A 13,947-nucleotide genomic window follows, 5' to 3' on the forward strand; every position below is an offset into this window, starting at 1 on the left:
GGCTTCAAGAGCCGGTAATGACGGCATTTTCAAGCACGGCCGCCTGCCAGGTTTCCGGGTCCAGAACCGGCATCATATCGCCCTTGATGGTCACGCGCGCTCCTTCTTCGAGACCCTGGATCGGGCTATTCAGGCTCACCTGCACGGAGGCGCCATGTTCGCCGCTGCCGCAGAACGGGCAAAGCCCCATGTCGGAGACAAGGATCAGTTCGAGGATGTCCTCGCCCGGTGTCAGAGGTACGGCATAGCCCGTCAATTCCATGCCCTTCACGCCGTTTTTCAACCGCTCGGGAAAGCCCTTTTTGACCTCATAGGTGGTTTCCGTGACCACCTCGTCAATCGTGATGCCTTTCAAAAGATCCCAGCCGGGCGCCTCCGCGAAAACGGGGAAAGCAGTGGCGGACAGGCCTGCGGTCATGCTGGCAGTCAAGGCGAGGCGGCTGACGGACATGGGATCTCCATTCGTTGCAGAATTTGGTGCAATATGTTTAATCTTTCCGGCATCATAACGACTTGTGCCGGGTTGGCATCCTTAAATTTCCACATTGGCAAAATTTTGCTTTGCGCGTCTGACAGGCCCTATTTCACAGACCAAAAATCAAAAGCAAGATGCCGGGCAGCAACAACAAAAGTGCCGCGATAATCCACACACCATCTCGACCGGTCAACCCAATGCCAAGCGCGATGAGCGGAAGCGCGAGGGCGATGGGCAGTCCGGGAATGAAGCCGACAAGGATCATGCCGAGGCCGCAAAGCGCCGTCAGAACCGCGAAAATCCGCGCGGGGCCGCGACCGGTGACAAGCCCTGTCAGGCGTTCATGCACGAAAGGCGCGAGTTTGGCGGCAAAGGCTTGGGCTTTGTGACTGCCGCTGCGCAGTGTGTCGGCGGAGACCGTGCGATCCCGCAGCCAGCGCGGCACCCAAAGCCCGCGTTTGCCCCGAAGCGTTTGCGCTGACAAGAGGATCAAAAGGCCCCCCGCAATGGCGGGCAGGCCGGGGATCGAGCCGACAAAGGTCACAAGCATGCCGGTGAGCACGTAAAACGGCCCCACGCCACGCGATTCCATGGTTTTCACCAGCTTGCCGATGGACAGCTTTTGCTGCGTCTCGGTGAGGCTGTCGAGATCGCCAAACATCTCTGTCAGGTGATCCTCGTTCTCCGAATTTCCGTCGTCACTCATGCCCGAACCCTGCGTTCCCTCATGAAGAGGACGCATGACAGCCTAAAAGGTTCCAAAGCGGAGCCTTTTGAGATCAGACCATCATCTCTTTCGTGGCCGACAGCGTGAGCTCAGGATAATCGCGCTCGATGCGGTCGATGTCCCATTGCAGACGCGTCAGAAACACCGGATCGCCATCGTGATCGTAGGAAATATGCTGTTTGTTCGCGTTGATAAACTTGTCCAATTCCAACTTCGGACCGGTCACCCAGCGCGCAGAAGTGAATTGAGATGCATCAAATCGAACAGGCAGCCCGTATTCCAACTCGATCCGGCTGGCCAGCACTTCGAACTGAAGCGCGCCGACCACGCCGACGATAAACCCGGAGCCGATGGCTGGTTTGAACACCTTGGCCGCACCTTCTTCGGCGAATTGCATCAGCGCCTTTTCGAGGTGTTTCGCTTTCATCGGATCGCCCGCGCGCACGCCTTGCAAAAGCTCAGGCGCGAAAGACGGGATGCCGGTCACGCGGATGTCCTCGCCCTCGGTCAACGTGTCGCCGATGCGCAGCTGGCCATGGTTCGGAATGCCGATGATGTCGCCGGCCCAGGCCTCTTCGGCCAACTCCCGGTCAGAGGCCAGAAACAGCACCGGGTTCGAGATCGCCATCGGTTTTTTCGAGCGCACATGGGTGAGTTTCATGCCACGTTTGAAATGCCCCGCGGCCAGACGGACAAAAGCCACGCGGTCGCGGTGTTTTGGGTCCATATTGGCCTGCACCTTGAACACATAGCCCATGACCTTGGTCTCTTCGGGGCTGATGTCGCGCGGCGAAGCCTTTTGCGGCTGCGGCACGGGGCCGTATTTGGCGATGCCGTCCATCAGCTCTTGCACACCAAAAGAGTTGATCGCGGAGCCGAACCAAATCGGCGTCAGCGTCCCGTCAAGAAACGCCTGACGATCAAACGGCGGCAACAACTCACGCGCCATCTCCAGCTCTTCCTTGAGCTGTTCCAGCAGGTGCTCTGGCACATGCTCGGCCAGCTTCGGATCGTCCAGACCCGCAATCTTGATGCTCTCCGCCACCTTGTTGCGGTCGGCACGGTCCATCAGTTCGAGGCGGTCATTGAGCACGTCATAACAGCCCAAAAAATCCCGCCCGACGCCAATCGGCCAAGAGGCCGGCGTCACGTCAATTGCGAGATTCTCTTGAATTTCATCAATGATCTCAAGCGTATCGCGGCTCTCGCGGTCCATCTTGTTACAAAACGTCAGGATCGGCAGATCGCGCATCCGGCAGACTTCAAAGAGTTTCTGCGTCTGGCTTTCCACGCCCTTCGCGCCGTCGATCACCATGATCGCCGCATCCACCGCTGTGAGCGTGCGGTAGGTGTCCTCGGAAAAATCCGAGTGGCCGGGCGTGTCGACAAGGTTGAACCGATAGCCCGAAAAATCGAAGGACATCGCAGAGGCCGACACGGAAATCCCGCGGTCCTTTTCCATTTGCATGAAGTCCGACCGCGTCCGCCGCGCTTCGCCTTTCGCGCGCACCTGACCGGCCATCTGAATCGCGCCCCCATAAAGCAGGAACTTCTCCGTCAACGTCGTCTTACCGGCGTCCGGGTGCGAGATGATGGCGAAGGTCCGGCGACGGGCAATCTCCGGCGGCAATTCGGGGGCGTTATGGCTACGATCCAACATGCGCGTTCATATACGCGTGGGCGTCATTCCCGGCAATGGGCAAACACACATGACTCAGAACCTGCGCGATGTGCGGCGCCATGTTTCCTTTGCTGCCAGAAATACTCAATTCCCCGAGGCGGACCGCAACACCTCCGCCGCCACGGAGGGCTCCAACATCCCGTCGCGCAGCTCAAACGCCCGGGGCGTCTCGGGGAATGTGTGACCGGGCGAGAGTTTTGCCTGAATATCCGCCGGGAGGAACGGCTTTACCCGCCCGTCCACGAACATGCTTTCGGCGGCGATGCCCTCGGCGTAGATGATCTCGTGGCTGTCGAAAAGCACCTGAAAATAATCCACGAAACCGCCTTCGCTCTGAATGACATTCTGGCCGTTCACCAACAGCTTGGCCTTGACCAGAACCTCGGCGCGTCCGGCGCGCACGGCATCGCGGCGTTGGTAGATGAAAATCCGGTGATGCGGCGAGACGACGAGATCGTGGGCGTTGTTCAAAGCGCCCTTTTTGATCACGATCGGGGCAAAGGCCCCGGTCGCGCGCACGGTTTGCGCGCCGATCCAGCGCACTTGTTGCGGGCCGTGATCGCGGGTCAGAACCCGATCGCCGACGGCCAGCTCTTCGATAGGTTTTTGCATGCCGTTGGCCAGCGTGATCCGCGTGCCGCGGGTGAAAGCGACACAGGCCACATCCGACAATCGGGTGCGCGCCGTGTCTTCGTCAACCTTGACCAGCGCATATTCGAGATCCGGCTTGAGCGGCGCGAAGGGCAGGAAAAACGTCTCTTCGATCAAGCCGTTCGCGTCGGTTTCCACGATCACAAGCACTTCGACCGTACCGCCCGACGCGGCCATGAAGGTCGCGACGCAATCGAGGTGCAGCGCATGAGAAACGCGGCCAAGTTCTGAGCCTTCTGCGACGCTCAGCATCTCGTTTTCGACCATGATAGACAGGCGGCTGCGAACCGCCTCTTGGCGCAGTTGATAGTTGTCGGCCAGTTCCATTTCGGACGCGTGCGACAGACCGTCTCCGAGGTTCACGCCATTGGTGACGCGAAAATCTCGACCGCAATAGACCGCAAGGCTTTGCAGCGGCAGGCCGGTTTGACCATCCGCTTGCCGGGACATGGAAATGCCGTTCCCCTTCGTCGTCATTCTGCGCTCCGACCCCCCGTTACGCTTGATTTACCACCCCTGTGCCGACGCTTTGGCGTTGGACTCGTTCTCAGCGATCTCAAGGGCATAAATATGCAGGACCTCACGTCCAATGTACAGAGAGACAGCCCAGAAGCACGCATCACCGGGTCTTGATCTTTAACATTTCTAATCTCTCCCGAAACAATGGCATGATTTGGGCGGGACTGGTGTAATTTTTGGCAAAGCGGTGAGAGGGGCCGAGCGGGGCAGACCTCTCACGCAAGGAGGAAGAAGACGAGGCTGGTCCTTGAAAAACAGGGCGGCTACAAACGTCCCCAAAGACAGATCGCGACAGCACGAAGGAGACGGGAATGGATCTTGGCATCGAAGGCAAAAAGGCGCTGGTGTGCGCGTCCTCCAAAGGGCTGGGCCTCGGCTGCGCCCGCGCGCTGGCAGAGGCAGGTGTCGATCTGGTGATGAACGCGCGGGGGGCCGAATTGCTCGAGGCCGAGGCCCAGAGGATTCGCGATGCCTTCGGCGTCAAAGTCGTCACGGTGGCTGCCGATGTGACCACCGAAGAGGGCCGCGCCGCCATCCTCAAAGAGGCAGAGGGCGCCGATATTCTGGTGAACAACGCAGGCGGCCCGCCCGCCGGCATGTGGACCGATTGGGAGCGCGACGACTTTATCAGTGCGCTCGATTCGAACATGCTGGCCCCCATTGCGCTGATCAAGGCGCTGGTGCCGGGCATGATAGATCGCGGCTGGGGCCGGGTGGTCAACATCACCTCCGTTGCGGTGAAATCGCCGCTGGGTCAATTGGGTCTCTCGAATTCGGCGCGTGCGGGGCTGACGGGCTATGTCGCGGGCACCTCGCGTCAAATCGCGGCCTCCGGCGTTGTGATGAACAACCTTTTGCCCGGTTTCCACGCCACGGATCGCATGACCGGCATGGACAAGACGCTCGCCGACAGCCGCGGCACCGCGCCCGAAGAAATCACCGCCGAGCGCGCCAAATCGGTGCCCGCCGGGCGCTATGGCACCATCGAGGAATTCGGCGCCACCTGTGCCTTCATGTGTTCGCAATATGCGGGCTTTATGGTCGGCCAGAACGTGCTTTTGGATGGCGGCCAATTCAATTCGACTTTCTGAGACGAAATAGGGGAGAGGGCCATGAGCCACGCGGATGTTCAGGACTATTACGGCAAGGTGTTGCGGGGCTCTGAAGACCTGAAAACCAACGCCTGTTGCTCGCCCGATGATCTTTCGGCGGAGTTGAAATCCGCGCTGTCCAACATCCACGACGAGGTGCTGAGCCGCTATTACGGCTGTGGGTTGATCGCGCCGGATGTGTTGGAGGGTGCGCGGGTTTTGGACCTTGGCTCAGGGTCTGGCCGCGATGTCTATGCTCTGGCGCAATTCGTGGGCGAAAATGGCTTTGTCGTCGGCGTCGATATGACCGAGGAACAACTCGTCGTTGCCCGCCGTCATCAGGATTGGCACGCCGACCGCTTCGGCTATGCGCAGTCCAATGTCGCGTTTCATCAGGGGTACATCGAAAAGCTCGATGAGCTGCCGCTGGAAGACGCCAGCTTCGATGTGATCGTGTCCAACTGTGTGCTCAATCTGGCGATGGACAAGCCCGTCGTGCTGCGTGAGGCCTATCGTCTCTTGAAACCAGGCGGAGAGATGTATTTCTCCGATGTCTACGCCGACCGGCGGGTGCCGGAGGCGCTCAGGGCCGATCCGGTGCTCTATGGCGAATGCCTCTCCGGTGCGCTTTATTGGAATGATTTCGAATATATGGCCCGTGCGGCGGGGTTCGCCGATCCGCGTCTGGTGACCCACCGCGCGTTGACGGTCGAGAACCCGGAGCTGGAGGCCAAAGTCGCACCGATCAAGTTTATTTCCGCCACCTATCGCCTGTTCAAACTCGATCTCGAACCGGAATGCGAAGACTACGGTCAGGCGGTGATCTACAAAGGCACCGTCCCCGGCGCGCCGCATGAATTCGTGTTGGACGGTGGTCATGTGATCGAGACCGGCCGGGTTTTCCCGGTCTGTGGCAACACGTTCAAAATGCTGGCCGACACACGCTTTGCACCGCATTTTGAGTTTATTGGCGATTTTTCCACCCATTACGGCATTTTCGCAGGCTGCGGCGGGACCAGCCCCTTTGATAGCCTGTCGGACAGCGGCGCGCCCGCATCCTCCGGTGGCTGTTGCTAAGGCGGCGCTTGCCTGTTAGGGAAGTTGAGAATTTTCGTCAGACAAAGCTCCCGCCCGTGACCGACCCGCGCCTGGAAATCCGCAACATTCGCCGCCGCTTTCAGGGCCGCGATGTGGTGTCCGATGTCTCGCTCAAGGTGATGCCGGGGCAGGTGACCTGTCTTTTGGGGCCGTCGGGCTGTGGCAAATCCACGACTTTGCGCATCATCGCGGGCGTCGATATGCAGGACGCAGGCGAGATTTATGTCGATGGGCAACTGGTCTGCGACACCGTATTTCGGGTCCCGCCAGAACAACGGTCCATCGGTTTGATGTTCCAGGATTTTGCGCTTTTCCCACATTTGAGCGTCTCGGAGAACGTGAGCTTTGGCTTAAAAGGCCACAAATCCGACAAACGCGCGCGTGTCGAGGAACTGCTGGACAAGGTCGAGCTTCTGTCCGCCATCGACAAATTCCCGCATGAATTGTCAGGTGGCGAACAACAGCGGATCGCGCTCGCCCGCGCCTTGGCACCGCGACCGTCGATCATGTTGATGGATGAGCCCTTTTCCGGTCTGGATGAACGTCTCAAGGACGACATTCGCGACAGCACTTTGGATGTGTTGAAATCCGAAAACACTGCCGTTTTGCTCGTCACCCATGAGCCACACGAGGCCATGCGCATGGCCGATGAGATCGCGCTGATGCGCGACGGCAAAATCGTGCAACAAGGCGCGCCCTACAACATTTACAACGCTCCCGTGGACCGTAAGGCGGCGGCGTTTTTCAGCGATATCAATGTGATCCGGGGCACGGTGCAGAAGCTTGCCGTGACCACGGCTTTCGGCGAATTCCTCTGTCCCGGTCAGCCCGATGATGCCGAGGTCGAGATTGTCATCCGCCCGCAACACCTGCGCATCGATTTTGATCGCGAAGGTCGCGGCCCCAATCCGACGCCGCAATACGGCACGCCCGCACGCGCGGTGGTGCAGCGGGCGCGGTTCATGGGGCGCGAAAGCCTTGTGGAGTTCAAAATGGAGTTCGACGGATCGGTTTTGAAAGCCACGGTGCCCTCGGTGTTCCTGCCGAAGCCAGGGACCGCCATGTGGCTGATGATGCGTCGGGATCGCTGTTTCGTGTTCCCCACAAAAGCCGCCTAAGTCTTTCCTGCGAAAGGTTTATTGGAAAGGTTTATTGGCCTTTTGATAGGCGATGAACTCGGTCAGCGTCTTGCCCGGTTCGTCTTTGAACTGCGCGCCTGTGTCGATCACAGTCTCGATGCGGTCGACTCGAAATGTCCGAAATCCTGCGCGTTTCTCGCACCAGGCGCTCATGGTCCAAACCCGCCCCCAATAGTCCAGTTGCAAAGGCCGTACGAGCCGTGTGGAGCTCTCTCCCGTGAGCGAAAGATAGGTGATGCGGAGCACTTTGCGGTCGCGCACGGCCTGGCGCAAAAGCGGCATATGCCGAAATCCTGCGCGGGCGTCGGCGAAAGCGAAAGGATGCACCGCATGGCCCCAACCGGCGGCGGGCGGGCCGGTGTTTTCCGGCAGAACCGCGTCAATCTTCGCGGCCAAACTTTGCGCGTTTTCAGAGAGTTCCGGGTCCGTCGCCTCGCCCAAAATGGCCACCGCGAGATGCAGCGCTTCCAATTCGCCCATGGTCAGGTTCATCGGCGGCAAGGTGATCGGCGCGGTGATCATATAGCCGACGCCCCGCTCGCCCTCGACCGGCACGCCGGAAGCCTTGAGTGTCGCCATATCGCGCCAGATCGTGCGCTCGGAGACCTCGACACGCTCGGCCAAATCGCGGGCTTTGTGCAGCTTGCCGTCACGCAGAATCTGGATGAGATCGAACAGGCGGTCGCTGCGCCGGATGCCGGTTTGTTTGCGACCGCCTGCCATGACTTATGCCACCATATCCGTCACGTTGCGATGGAGTGCGACCTGTGCGTGGGCCATTTTCACGCTCTCGCGGGAGACCAGAGCCATGAAGGCCTGCGCCTCGGGCGCGGCCATAAAGCCCGCATCGGCGGATTTGGCCGCCGCCTCATTGGCCCAGACGTAATCCTCGCGCCAAAGGCCGGTCTCATCACAAGACAGCGTGCGGGCGCAAAGCCCCTCGCACCGGTCGAGGTACCCATCGAGGCCACGGGCCACGGTCATGAACTCTGCGTCGCTGACGCCGTCGTTCAGGCGAAATGTAACAGTTTCAAGGATTTGAATGTCAGTCATCGTTTCTCTCCGATTCGGTTTCGATGATCTGAGAATGAGGCTCTTCAACTGACATAAACCTGTCAGTTGAAGATTTCCAGCCCGCCAACCCGCGCCAATGTTGTGCAACGGGGCCGCAGGCGCGATTTTGCGCTTTTCCTCCCCGAACGAGCGCCCTAATCCTAATCTCCGAGAGTTGTGATGGGCCCGATGCGTGCCCCGTGAAAAATGGAGAGACACATGCTCAACAACATCGGCCTTCCGGGCCTCCTGCTCATCGCCGTCGTGGTTCTGGTTCTCTTTGGCCGCGGCAAGATTTCCGGTCTCATGGGCGAGGTCGGCAAAGGCATCACGTCGTTTAAAAAAGGCGTGGCCGAGGGCACCAAAGAGATCGAAGACGAAGCTGCCGAAGTCGCCAAGGACGTCACCCCCGAGGAGGAGAAAGACAAGGTCTGAGACCTGTTTTTCTCGATTGGGTTGGGGGCTTTGGCCCCTCAGACGTGGCATTTAGACAAGGCGGTGCGAGATGTTTGACATCGGCATGTCAGAACTGTTGATCATCGGGGTCGTGGCGTTGATCGTCGTCGGCCCCAAAGATTTGCCGGGGATGTTCCGCACGCTCGGGCGGTTCACGGCGCGGGCGAAATCCATGGCGCGCGAGTTCTCCCGCGCGATGGAAGCGGCGGCGGACGAGAGCGGTATGAAAGAGGCGTCCGAGGCTTTGAAGGGGGCTGCGAACCCGAAGAAATTCGGTCTCGATAAGCTCAACGAAGCGGCGGACACCTTCGAGAAGTGGGACCCGATGAAGGCCGCTGACGGCAAGGCGGCCCCGAAAACGGACAAGTTGCAAAAAGACGAGTTGAGCCCGGAACGTGCCGAGGCGGCCAAGAAAATTTCGGATGCGGCAGCGAAAAAGGCGACCGAGCGGCTCCAGGCCGAATTGGATGCCGAGGCGTCGGACAAGGCGACTGAGAAGAAGGGCGGCGACGCATGAGCGACAGCGATATCGAAGACAGCAGCGCGCCCTTGATCGAGCATTTGGCGGAGCTGCGCACACGGATCATTCGCGCGGTGCTGGCCTTTGTCGTTGGCATGGTGATCTGCTTTGCGGTTGCCGGTCCGATCCTCGATTTCCTCCTGGTGCCGATCGAAAAGAGCATGCGCGCCTTGGGCAACCCGAACCCGGTGATGCAATACACCGCGCCGCAGGAATATTTCTTCACGCTCATTCGCATCTCCATGGTCGGCGGTCTGGCGATTTCCTTCCCGGTGATCGCCTATCAGCTCTGGCGTTTCGTCGCGCCGGGGCTTTACCGCAATGAAAAGAATGCGTTTTTGCCCTTCCTGATCGCCTCTCCGGTGCTCTTCCTGATGGGCGCGGCCTTCGCGCAATATGTGGTTGTGCCGCTGGCGATGACCTTTTTCCTTGGTTTCGCCGATCTGCCGTCATTCGTGGGCGCGCTGGTCACCAACGGCGGTGACGTGGCGGCGGCCTCGACCGACACGGGCATCGACATCGTCTTCAACGGCAAGGTCAACGAAAGCCTTGATATCACGTTGAAAATGATCGTGGCCTTCGGGCTGTGTTTCCAACTTCCTGTGCTTTTGACCCTGATGGGCAAGGCTGGTCTTGCGACGGCGCGCGGCCTGCGGGCGACCCGGAAATACGCCGTCGTGGGCATCCTGACCGTCGCCGCCTTGGTGACGCCGCCGGATGTGACGACCCAGCTGATCCTCTTCGTTGTGGTTTACGGCCTCTACGAAGTCTCGATCTTCCTCGTCGCGCGTGTCGAAAAGAAACGCACCGAAGAGCTGCGCGCCGCTGGCGTGTTGGACGAGGACGAAGACCTGTTTGCCGAGTTCGACGAAGATGACAAGTAAGACCCTGAAACGCATTGCCGAGGCCCTCGAACGCATGGCCCCGGCGCCTCTGGCCGCGCCCGATTTCGATCACGCAGACGCCTATGTCTGGCACACGGAACCCGATGCGTTGCAGCCGGTCAAAACGGTCTCGCGGGTCGATATTTCGCTCCTCGTCGGGGTGGATCGCTCTCGGGACACGCTTCTGGAAAACACTCTGCAATTCGCCCGTGGCTTGCCGGCCAACAACGCGCTCCTGTGGGGCGCGCGCGGGATGGGGAAATCCTCTCTGGTCAAATCCGTCCATGCGGCGGTGAATGCCGAAGGCCTGCCGCTCAAGATCGTCGAGATGCAGCGCGAAGACCTGCCCACTGTGGCGCGTCTTTTGAACCTCTTGCGCAGCTCCGAGCATCGCTTTCTGCTGTTCTGCGACGACCTGTCGTTCAGCCATGACGACCAGCATTACAAATCGCTCAAAGCGGTGCTCGACGGCGGTATCGAAGGCCGCCCGGACAATGTGCTGTTCTACGCCACCTCCAATCGCCGTCACCTGATGCCGCGCGATATGATCGAGAACGAGCGCAGCTCCGCGATCAACCCGTCGGAGGCGACCGAGGAAAAGGTTTCTCTGTCGGACCGCTTCGGGCTTTGGCTTGGTTTTCACCCCTGTTCTCAGGACGAATATCTCGAGATGATCCGAGGCTATTGTCGGGAATATGGCGTCGAAGTCGAGGAAGAGACGCTCCGCGCCGAGGCCATCGAATGGCAAGCGACGCGTGGGTCTCGTTCAGGCCGTGTGGCCTGGCAGTTCTTTACCGATCTGGCGGGGCGTCAGGGCGTCAAGCTGGGCTGAGCCTACGGTTCTAAATAGCGAAAACGGGAAGGCCAAACCTCCCCGTTTCCTTTGCTGTTACAAATACTCAAATCCCGTCAGTTCAGATAAGGCGTCGGGTCGACCGTCTGGGTGCCTTTGAACACCATGAACTGCAAGGCGTTGAATTCGTTGGCGGTCACCTTGGCGATGGTCTGGCCACGTTTCACGCTGTCGCCTTTCTTCACCGCAATGTCGTCGATAAAGCTATAGGCCGTCTGCAAGCCGCCGCCGTGATCCACGACCATGATTTTCACGCCATCGGCATTGGTGGAGATCAGCTTCACCGTACCGTCTTTCGCGGCTTTCACCGGCGTGCCGGAGGTGGCGGCGAAGAGGATGAATTTCGATTTCGTCTTGTCGTAATCGCGGATGATTGCGCCCGAGACGGGTTTGGCCATTTCCGAGGTGGTCGAAGTTTGCGTCGCGCCGAGATCCGCCGCCGGTTTGGTCGTCGCGGGTGCGGGTTTGGCGGCATCCGGGTCGGGCAGGGGCTCGGAGGCCGAGGGCGGTGTGGGCGTCGGCGTGCCTTGGCCCGGCTGTGTCTCGGACGCTTGCACGGTCACTTCGGAGGCTTTCACCGGGATCAGCAGATAACGGCCTTCCTCGACGGAGAGATCGGAATCGAGGCCGTTCCAATCCGCCAGAGCGCGCACGGAGATGCCGTAGGTGCGGGCGATGGAATAGGCGGTTTCGCCGCGTTTGACCTGGTGGCGCACCGGCTCCATGCCCTCGATCGGGTCGGAGGCTTTGGCCTGCGTCATCGTGGTGGTGGTCGTCTGGCCGCTTCCAGCGTTGCTCAGCCCCTCTTCGGCGAGCGCCGTGATGTCGATCCGCTCGCCCGAGGCGATGGTGCCTGCGCGGGTGGCGGCGGAGGTGCCGTCTATGCGGCGCGGGAGCGCGATCACCTCGCCTTCGCGCAGGGTGACGTCATCGGTGATGCCATTGTAGCGCGCCAACTCGTTCACAGACAGGCCGGTGCGGTTCGCGACATCGGCGATGGTGTCACCCCGTTTGGCGACGGCGACCTGATAATTCGGATAAGAGATGATGCCCTGCGCGTTCGGCGTCGGTTTCGAAATGGTTTTGGCTTCCGAGGCCGCAGGTGCCGTGGAAAACGCATCGGTCATGCCACGCAGATCGAAATCGATCGGCTTGTCACAGGCGTTCAGCGCCAAAACGGCACAGCCCATCATCGCAAGTCCGGCACGGCGGGTCTCAAACGTCGAAAAAATCGTCATCTCACTCTGTCCTCAATGGCGGGGGATATCCCCTTCGGTCCCTCTCTGACGGAGGTGTCTAAAACTCGGTCACTCCTGACCCATCCCCTCGACGAGGGGCACGAAACGCACGGCGCGCAGTTCTTCGTAATCGAAACCGTCCTCGAGCCGCGTCACCTTGATCAGGCTTTGCACGGCGTCGGACTGACCGACCGGCAAGACCATGATACCGCCAGTTTTCAACTGCGCCAAGAGGGGCCCGGGAGGGTCCTCTGCCGCGGCGGTCACAAGAATGCGATCAAAAGGCGCCTGATCGGGCAGGCCGAATGAGCCATCGGCAGACATCGAGGTGATGTTGACGATGCCCAGACGGTCAAAGACGGCCTGCGCCTCGCGCACCAGACGGGCATAGCGATCCACCGTGTAGACCCGGCGGGCAAGCTGGCTCAGCACGGCGGCCTGATAGCCCGAGCCTGTGCCGACCTCGAGCACCTTGTCGCGCGGTTGCACATCGAGCGCCTGGGTCATCAGCCCCACCACGGAGGGTTGCGAAATGGTCTGGCCGCAGGCGATGGGCAGCGGCATGTCCTCATAGGCGCGCTCGGCGAACAGGCCTTTGACGAAATCGCCCCGGTCGATCTTTTCCATGGCCTGAAGCGTGCGCTGATCCGTCACGCCCTTGGAACGGAGCGTGAAGAGATATTGCATTTTGGCTTCAGGGGTCATGGCCATCAGAGCGCACGCTCCAGATCTTTGATCATGTCATGCGCAGTCAGGTCGGCGCGCATCGGCGTCACTGAAATATGGCCTTCGAGATTGGCGGTCACGTCGGTGTCAGGACCGGTGTCGACGGATTGCTCGGAGCCGCGCACCCACAGGAATCGCCGCCCGGTGGGGGAAACCTGGCCCTCCATCACAAAGCCCGGGGTTTTGCGACGGCCTTGGCGCGCGACCGTGATGTCTTTCACGTCAGAGGCCGGGATCGGTGGGAAATTTACATTATAAAACAGGCGGTAAACGTCGTCTTCGCCCCAAGGAGCCTTGTCCAGAAGATGCCGGATCACGCGGGCGCCGTGTTGGGCCGCGGCCTCGAACGGGTCTTCGGCCTCATAGTTGTGCGGGCCGAGGAATTGCGACAGGGCGATGGCTTTCACACCCTGCAACGCGGCCTCCATGGCACCGCCGATGGTGCCCGAGTACATCACGTTTTCGCCCGCATTGTTGCCACGATTGACGCCGGAGAGCACCAGATCGGGACGCGCGGGCAGGATGTCGTGCAGGCCTGCCAAGACGCAATCCGCAGGCGAGCCCTCGGCGGCCCAGCGACGCGGGCCAAGCTCGGAAATCATCGTGGGGCTGGCGTAGGAAATGCAATGGCCGACGCCGGATTGCTCAAACGCCGGTGCGACGACCCAGACCTCGCCCTCGGGACCGGCAATTTCAGCCGCGATGGCCTCTAAGGTTTTCAGACCCGGCGCGTTGATGCCGTCGTCATTGGTGATCAGGATGCGCATGGGCTCGCTTTCTCTTGTGTTGCCTATGTCCTTAAAGCAGGCTGGGAATCGCGGCAAGTCGCCCGCCTG

16 protein-coding genes are annotated in these 13,947 nt (G+C 60.3%); 7 read left to right on the plus strand and 9 right to left on the minus strand.

The features are described 5' to 3' along the window. Window positions 1-4: 4 nt before the first annotated feature. From HCZ23_RS12685 to HCZ23_RS12700, 4 genes are all read right to left on the minus strand, one after another. A complete protein-coding gene (locus tag HCZ23_RS12685; RefSeq protein ID WP_167602098.1) occupies window positions 5-451 on the minus strand; it encodes a hypothetical protein in 447 nt (148 codons plus the stop codon). A gap of 133 nt (window positions 452-584) precedes the next feature. After that, window positions 585-1,181: an exopolysaccharide biosynthesis protein gene (locus HCZ23_RS12690; RefSeq protein ID WP_167602099.1), complete on the minus strand. Its 597-nt coding sequence runs from the start codon at window positions 1,179-1,181 to the stop codon at window positions 585-587. A gap of 73 nt (window positions 1,182-1,254) precedes the next feature. Continuing rightward, window positions 1,255-2,862, minus strand: a complete 1,608-nt coding sequence (locus HCZ23_RS12695; RefSeq protein WP_167602100.1) for a peptide chain release factor 3 — start codon at window positions 2,860-2,862, stop codon at window positions 1,255-1,257. Window positions 2,863-2,967: 105 nt separating this feature from the next. Next, on the minus strand, window positions 2,968-4,011 hold the full coding sequence (locus HCZ23_RS12700; protein WP_254870305.1) for a Hint domain-containing protein: 1,044 nt from the start codon (window positions 4,009-4,011) through the stop codon (window positions 2,968-2,970). A 353-nt stretch (window positions 4,012-4,364) separates the two neighbouring features. On the opposite strand from HCZ23_RS12700, the gene HCZ23_RS12705 reads away from it, so the two are divergent. The 3 genes from HCZ23_RS12705 to HCZ23_RS12715 are packed head-to-tail and all read left to right on the plus strand — an operon-like array spanning window position 4,365 to window position 7,360. Then, on the plus strand, window positions 4,365-5,144 hold the full coding sequence (locus tag HCZ23_RS12705) for an SDR family oxidoreductase (RefSeq protein WP_167602101.1): 780 nt from the start codon (window positions 4,365-4,367) through the stop codon (window positions 5,142-5,144). 21 nt (window positions 5,145-5,165) lie between these two features. Beyond that, the gene (locus HCZ23_RS12710; protein ID WP_167602102.1) at window positions 5,166-6,221 is read left to right on the plus strand and encodes a methyltransferase domain-containing protein; all 1,056 of its coding nucleotides are present in this window, start codon (window positions 5,166-5,168) and stop codon (window positions 6,219-6,221) included. Window positions 6,222-6,277: 56 nt separating this feature from the next. Beyond that, complete coding sequence (locus HCZ23_RS12715; protein WP_167602103.1) at window positions 6,278-7,360, plus strand: ABC transporter ATP-binding protein; 1,083 nt, start codon at window positions 6,278-6,280, stop codon at window positions 7,358-7,360. Window positions 7,361-7,378: 18 nt separating this feature from the next. On the opposite strand, the gene HCZ23_RS12720 is transcribed toward HCZ23_RS12715, so the two are convergent. Both HCZ23_RS12720 and HCZ23_RS12725 read right to left on the minus strand, forming a co-directional pair. Next, a complete protein-coding gene (locus tag HCZ23_RS12720) occupies window positions 7,379-8,104 on the minus strand; it encodes a YafY family protein (protein WP_217703193.1) in 726 nt (241 codons plus the stop codon). 3 nt (window positions 8,105-8,107) lie between these two features. Continuing rightward, entirely contained in the window at window positions 8,108-8,434 is a 327-nt protein-coding gene (locus HCZ23_RS12725) for a hypothetical protein (protein ID WP_167602104.1), read from the minus strand. A gap of 219 nt (window positions 8,435-8,653) precedes the next feature. On the opposite strand from HCZ23_RS12725, the gene HCZ23_RS12730 reads away from it, so the two are divergent. From HCZ23_RS12730 to HCZ23_RS12745, 4 genes are all read left to right on the plus strand, one after another. Further along, window positions 8,654-8,869: a twin-arginine translocase TatA/TatE family subunit gene (locus HCZ23_RS12730; protein ID WP_167602105.1), complete on the plus strand. Its 216-nt coding sequence runs from the start codon at window positions 8,654-8,656 to the stop codon at window positions 8,867-8,869. A 70-nt stretch (window positions 8,870-8,939) separates the two neighbouring features. Further along, window positions 8,940-9,407: a Sec-independent protein translocase protein TatB gene (gene tatB / locus HCZ23_RS12735; protein WP_167602106.1), complete on the plus strand. Its 468-nt coding sequence runs from the start codon at window positions 8,940-8,942 to the stop codon at window positions 9,405-9,407. Next, a complete protein-coding gene (gene tatC, locus HCZ23_RS12740; RefSeq protein ID WP_167602107.1) occupies window positions 9,404-10,294 on the plus strand; it encodes a twin-arginine translocase subunit TatC in 891 nt (296 codons plus the stop codon). Before tatB ends, tatC begins: the two co-directional genes overlap by 4 nt. Continuing rightward, window positions 10,284-11,126, plus strand: a complete 843-nt coding sequence (locus tag HCZ23_RS12745) for an ATP-binding protein (protein WP_167602108.1) — start codon at window positions 10,284-10,286, stop codon at window positions 11,124-11,126. The genes tatC and HCZ23_RS12745 overlap by 11 nt, the downstream gene beginning before the upstream one ends. Before the next feature lie 77 nt (window positions 11,127-11,203). On the opposite strand, the gene HCZ23_RS12750 is transcribed toward HCZ23_RS12745, so the two are convergent. The 3 genes from HCZ23_RS12750 to surE form a co-directional block, all read right to left on the minus strand. Then, on the minus strand, window positions 11,204-12,385 hold the full coding sequence (locus HCZ23_RS12750; protein ID WP_167602109.1) for a LysM peptidoglycan-binding domain-containing protein: 1,182 nt from the start codon (window positions 12,383-12,385) through the stop codon (window positions 11,204-11,206). A 69-nt stretch (window positions 12,386-12,454) separates the two neighbouring features. Then, window positions 12,455-13,096: a protein-L-isoaspartate(D-aspartate) O-methyltransferase gene (locus tag HCZ23_RS12755; protein ID WP_167602110.1), complete on the minus strand. Its 642-nt coding sequence runs from the start codon at window positions 13,094-13,096 to the stop codon at window positions 12,455-12,457. Further along, complete coding sequence (gene surE / locus HCZ23_RS12760; RefSeq protein ID WP_167602111.1) at window positions 13,096-13,878, minus strand: 5'/3'-nucleotidase SurE; 783 nt, start codon at window positions 13,876-13,878, stop codon at window positions 13,096-13,098. The genes HCZ23_RS12755 and surE overlap by 1 nt, the downstream gene beginning before the upstream one ends. Window positions 13,879-13,947: the final 69 nt, after the last annotated feature.

It is taken from the genome of Celeribacter sp. HF31 (assembly GCF_011806455.1).
Classification (GTDB): domain Bacteria; phylum Pseudomonadota; class Alphaproteobacteria; order Rhodobacterales; family Rhodobacteraceae; genus Celeribacter.

Excerpts from the sequence above, each read along its gene's own strand:
- HCZ23_RS12690 (WP_167602099.1), bottom strand. The coding sequence starts at position 1,181 with ATGAGTGACGACGGAAATTCGGAGAACGAGGATCACCTGACAGAGATG.
- HCZ23_RS12700 (WP_254870305.1), bottom strand. The coding sequence starts at position 4,011 with ATGACGACGAAGGGGAACGGCATTTCCATGTCCCGGCAAGCGGATGGT.
- tatC (WP_167602107.1), top strand. The coding sequence starts at position 9,404 with ATGAGCGACAGCGATATCGAAGACAGCAGCGCGCCCTTGATCGAGCAT.
- HCZ23_RS12730 (WP_167602105.1), top strand. The coding sequence starts at position 8,654 with ATGCTCAACAACATCGGCCTTCCGGGCCTCCTGCTCATCGCCGTCGTG.
- HCZ23_RS12745 (WP_167602108.1), top strand. The coding sequence starts at position 10,284 with ATGACAAGTAAGACCCTGAAACGCATTGCCGAGGCCCTCGAACGCATG.
- surE (WP_167602111.1), bottom strand. The coding sequence starts at position 13,878 with ATGCGCATCCTGATCACCAATGACGACGGCATCAACGCGCCGGGTCTG.
- HCZ23_RS12755 (WP_167602110.1), bottom strand. The coding sequence starts at position 13,096 with ATGGCCATGACCCCTGAAGCCAAAATGCAATATCTCTTCACGCTCCGT.
- HCZ23_RS12685 (WP_167602098.1), bottom strand. The coding sequence starts at position 451 with ATGTCCGTCAGCCGCCTCGCCTTGACTGCCAGCATGACCGCAGGCCTG.
- HCZ23_RS12725 (WP_167602104.1), bottom strand. The coding sequence starts at position 8,434 with ATGACTGACATTCAAATCCTTGAAACTGTTACATTTCGCCTGAACGAC.
- HCZ23_RS12720 (WP_217703193.1), bottom strand. The coding sequence starts at position 8,104 with ATGGCAGGCGGTCGCAAACAAACCGGCATCCGGCGCAGCGACCGCCTG.
- HCZ23_RS12750 (WP_167602109.1), bottom strand. The coding sequence starts at position 12,385 with ATGACGATTTTTTCGACGTTTGAGACCCGCCGTGCCGGACTTGCGATG.
- tatB (WP_167602106.1), top strand. The coding sequence starts at position 8,940 with ATGTTTGACATCGGCATGTCAGAACTGTTGATCATCGGGGTCGTGGCG.
- HCZ23_RS12705 (WP_167602101.1), top strand. The coding sequence starts at position 4,365 with ATGGATCTTGGCATCGAAGGCAAAAAGGCGCTGGTGTGCGCGTCCTCC.
- HCZ23_RS12695 (WP_167602100.1), bottom strand. The coding sequence starts at position 2,862 with ATGTTGGATCGTAGCCATAACGCCCCCGAATTGCCGCCGGAGATTGCC.
- HCZ23_RS12710 (WP_167602102.1), top strand. The coding sequence starts at position 5,166 with ATGAGCCACGCGGATGTTCAGGACTATTACGGCAAGGTGTTGCGGGGC.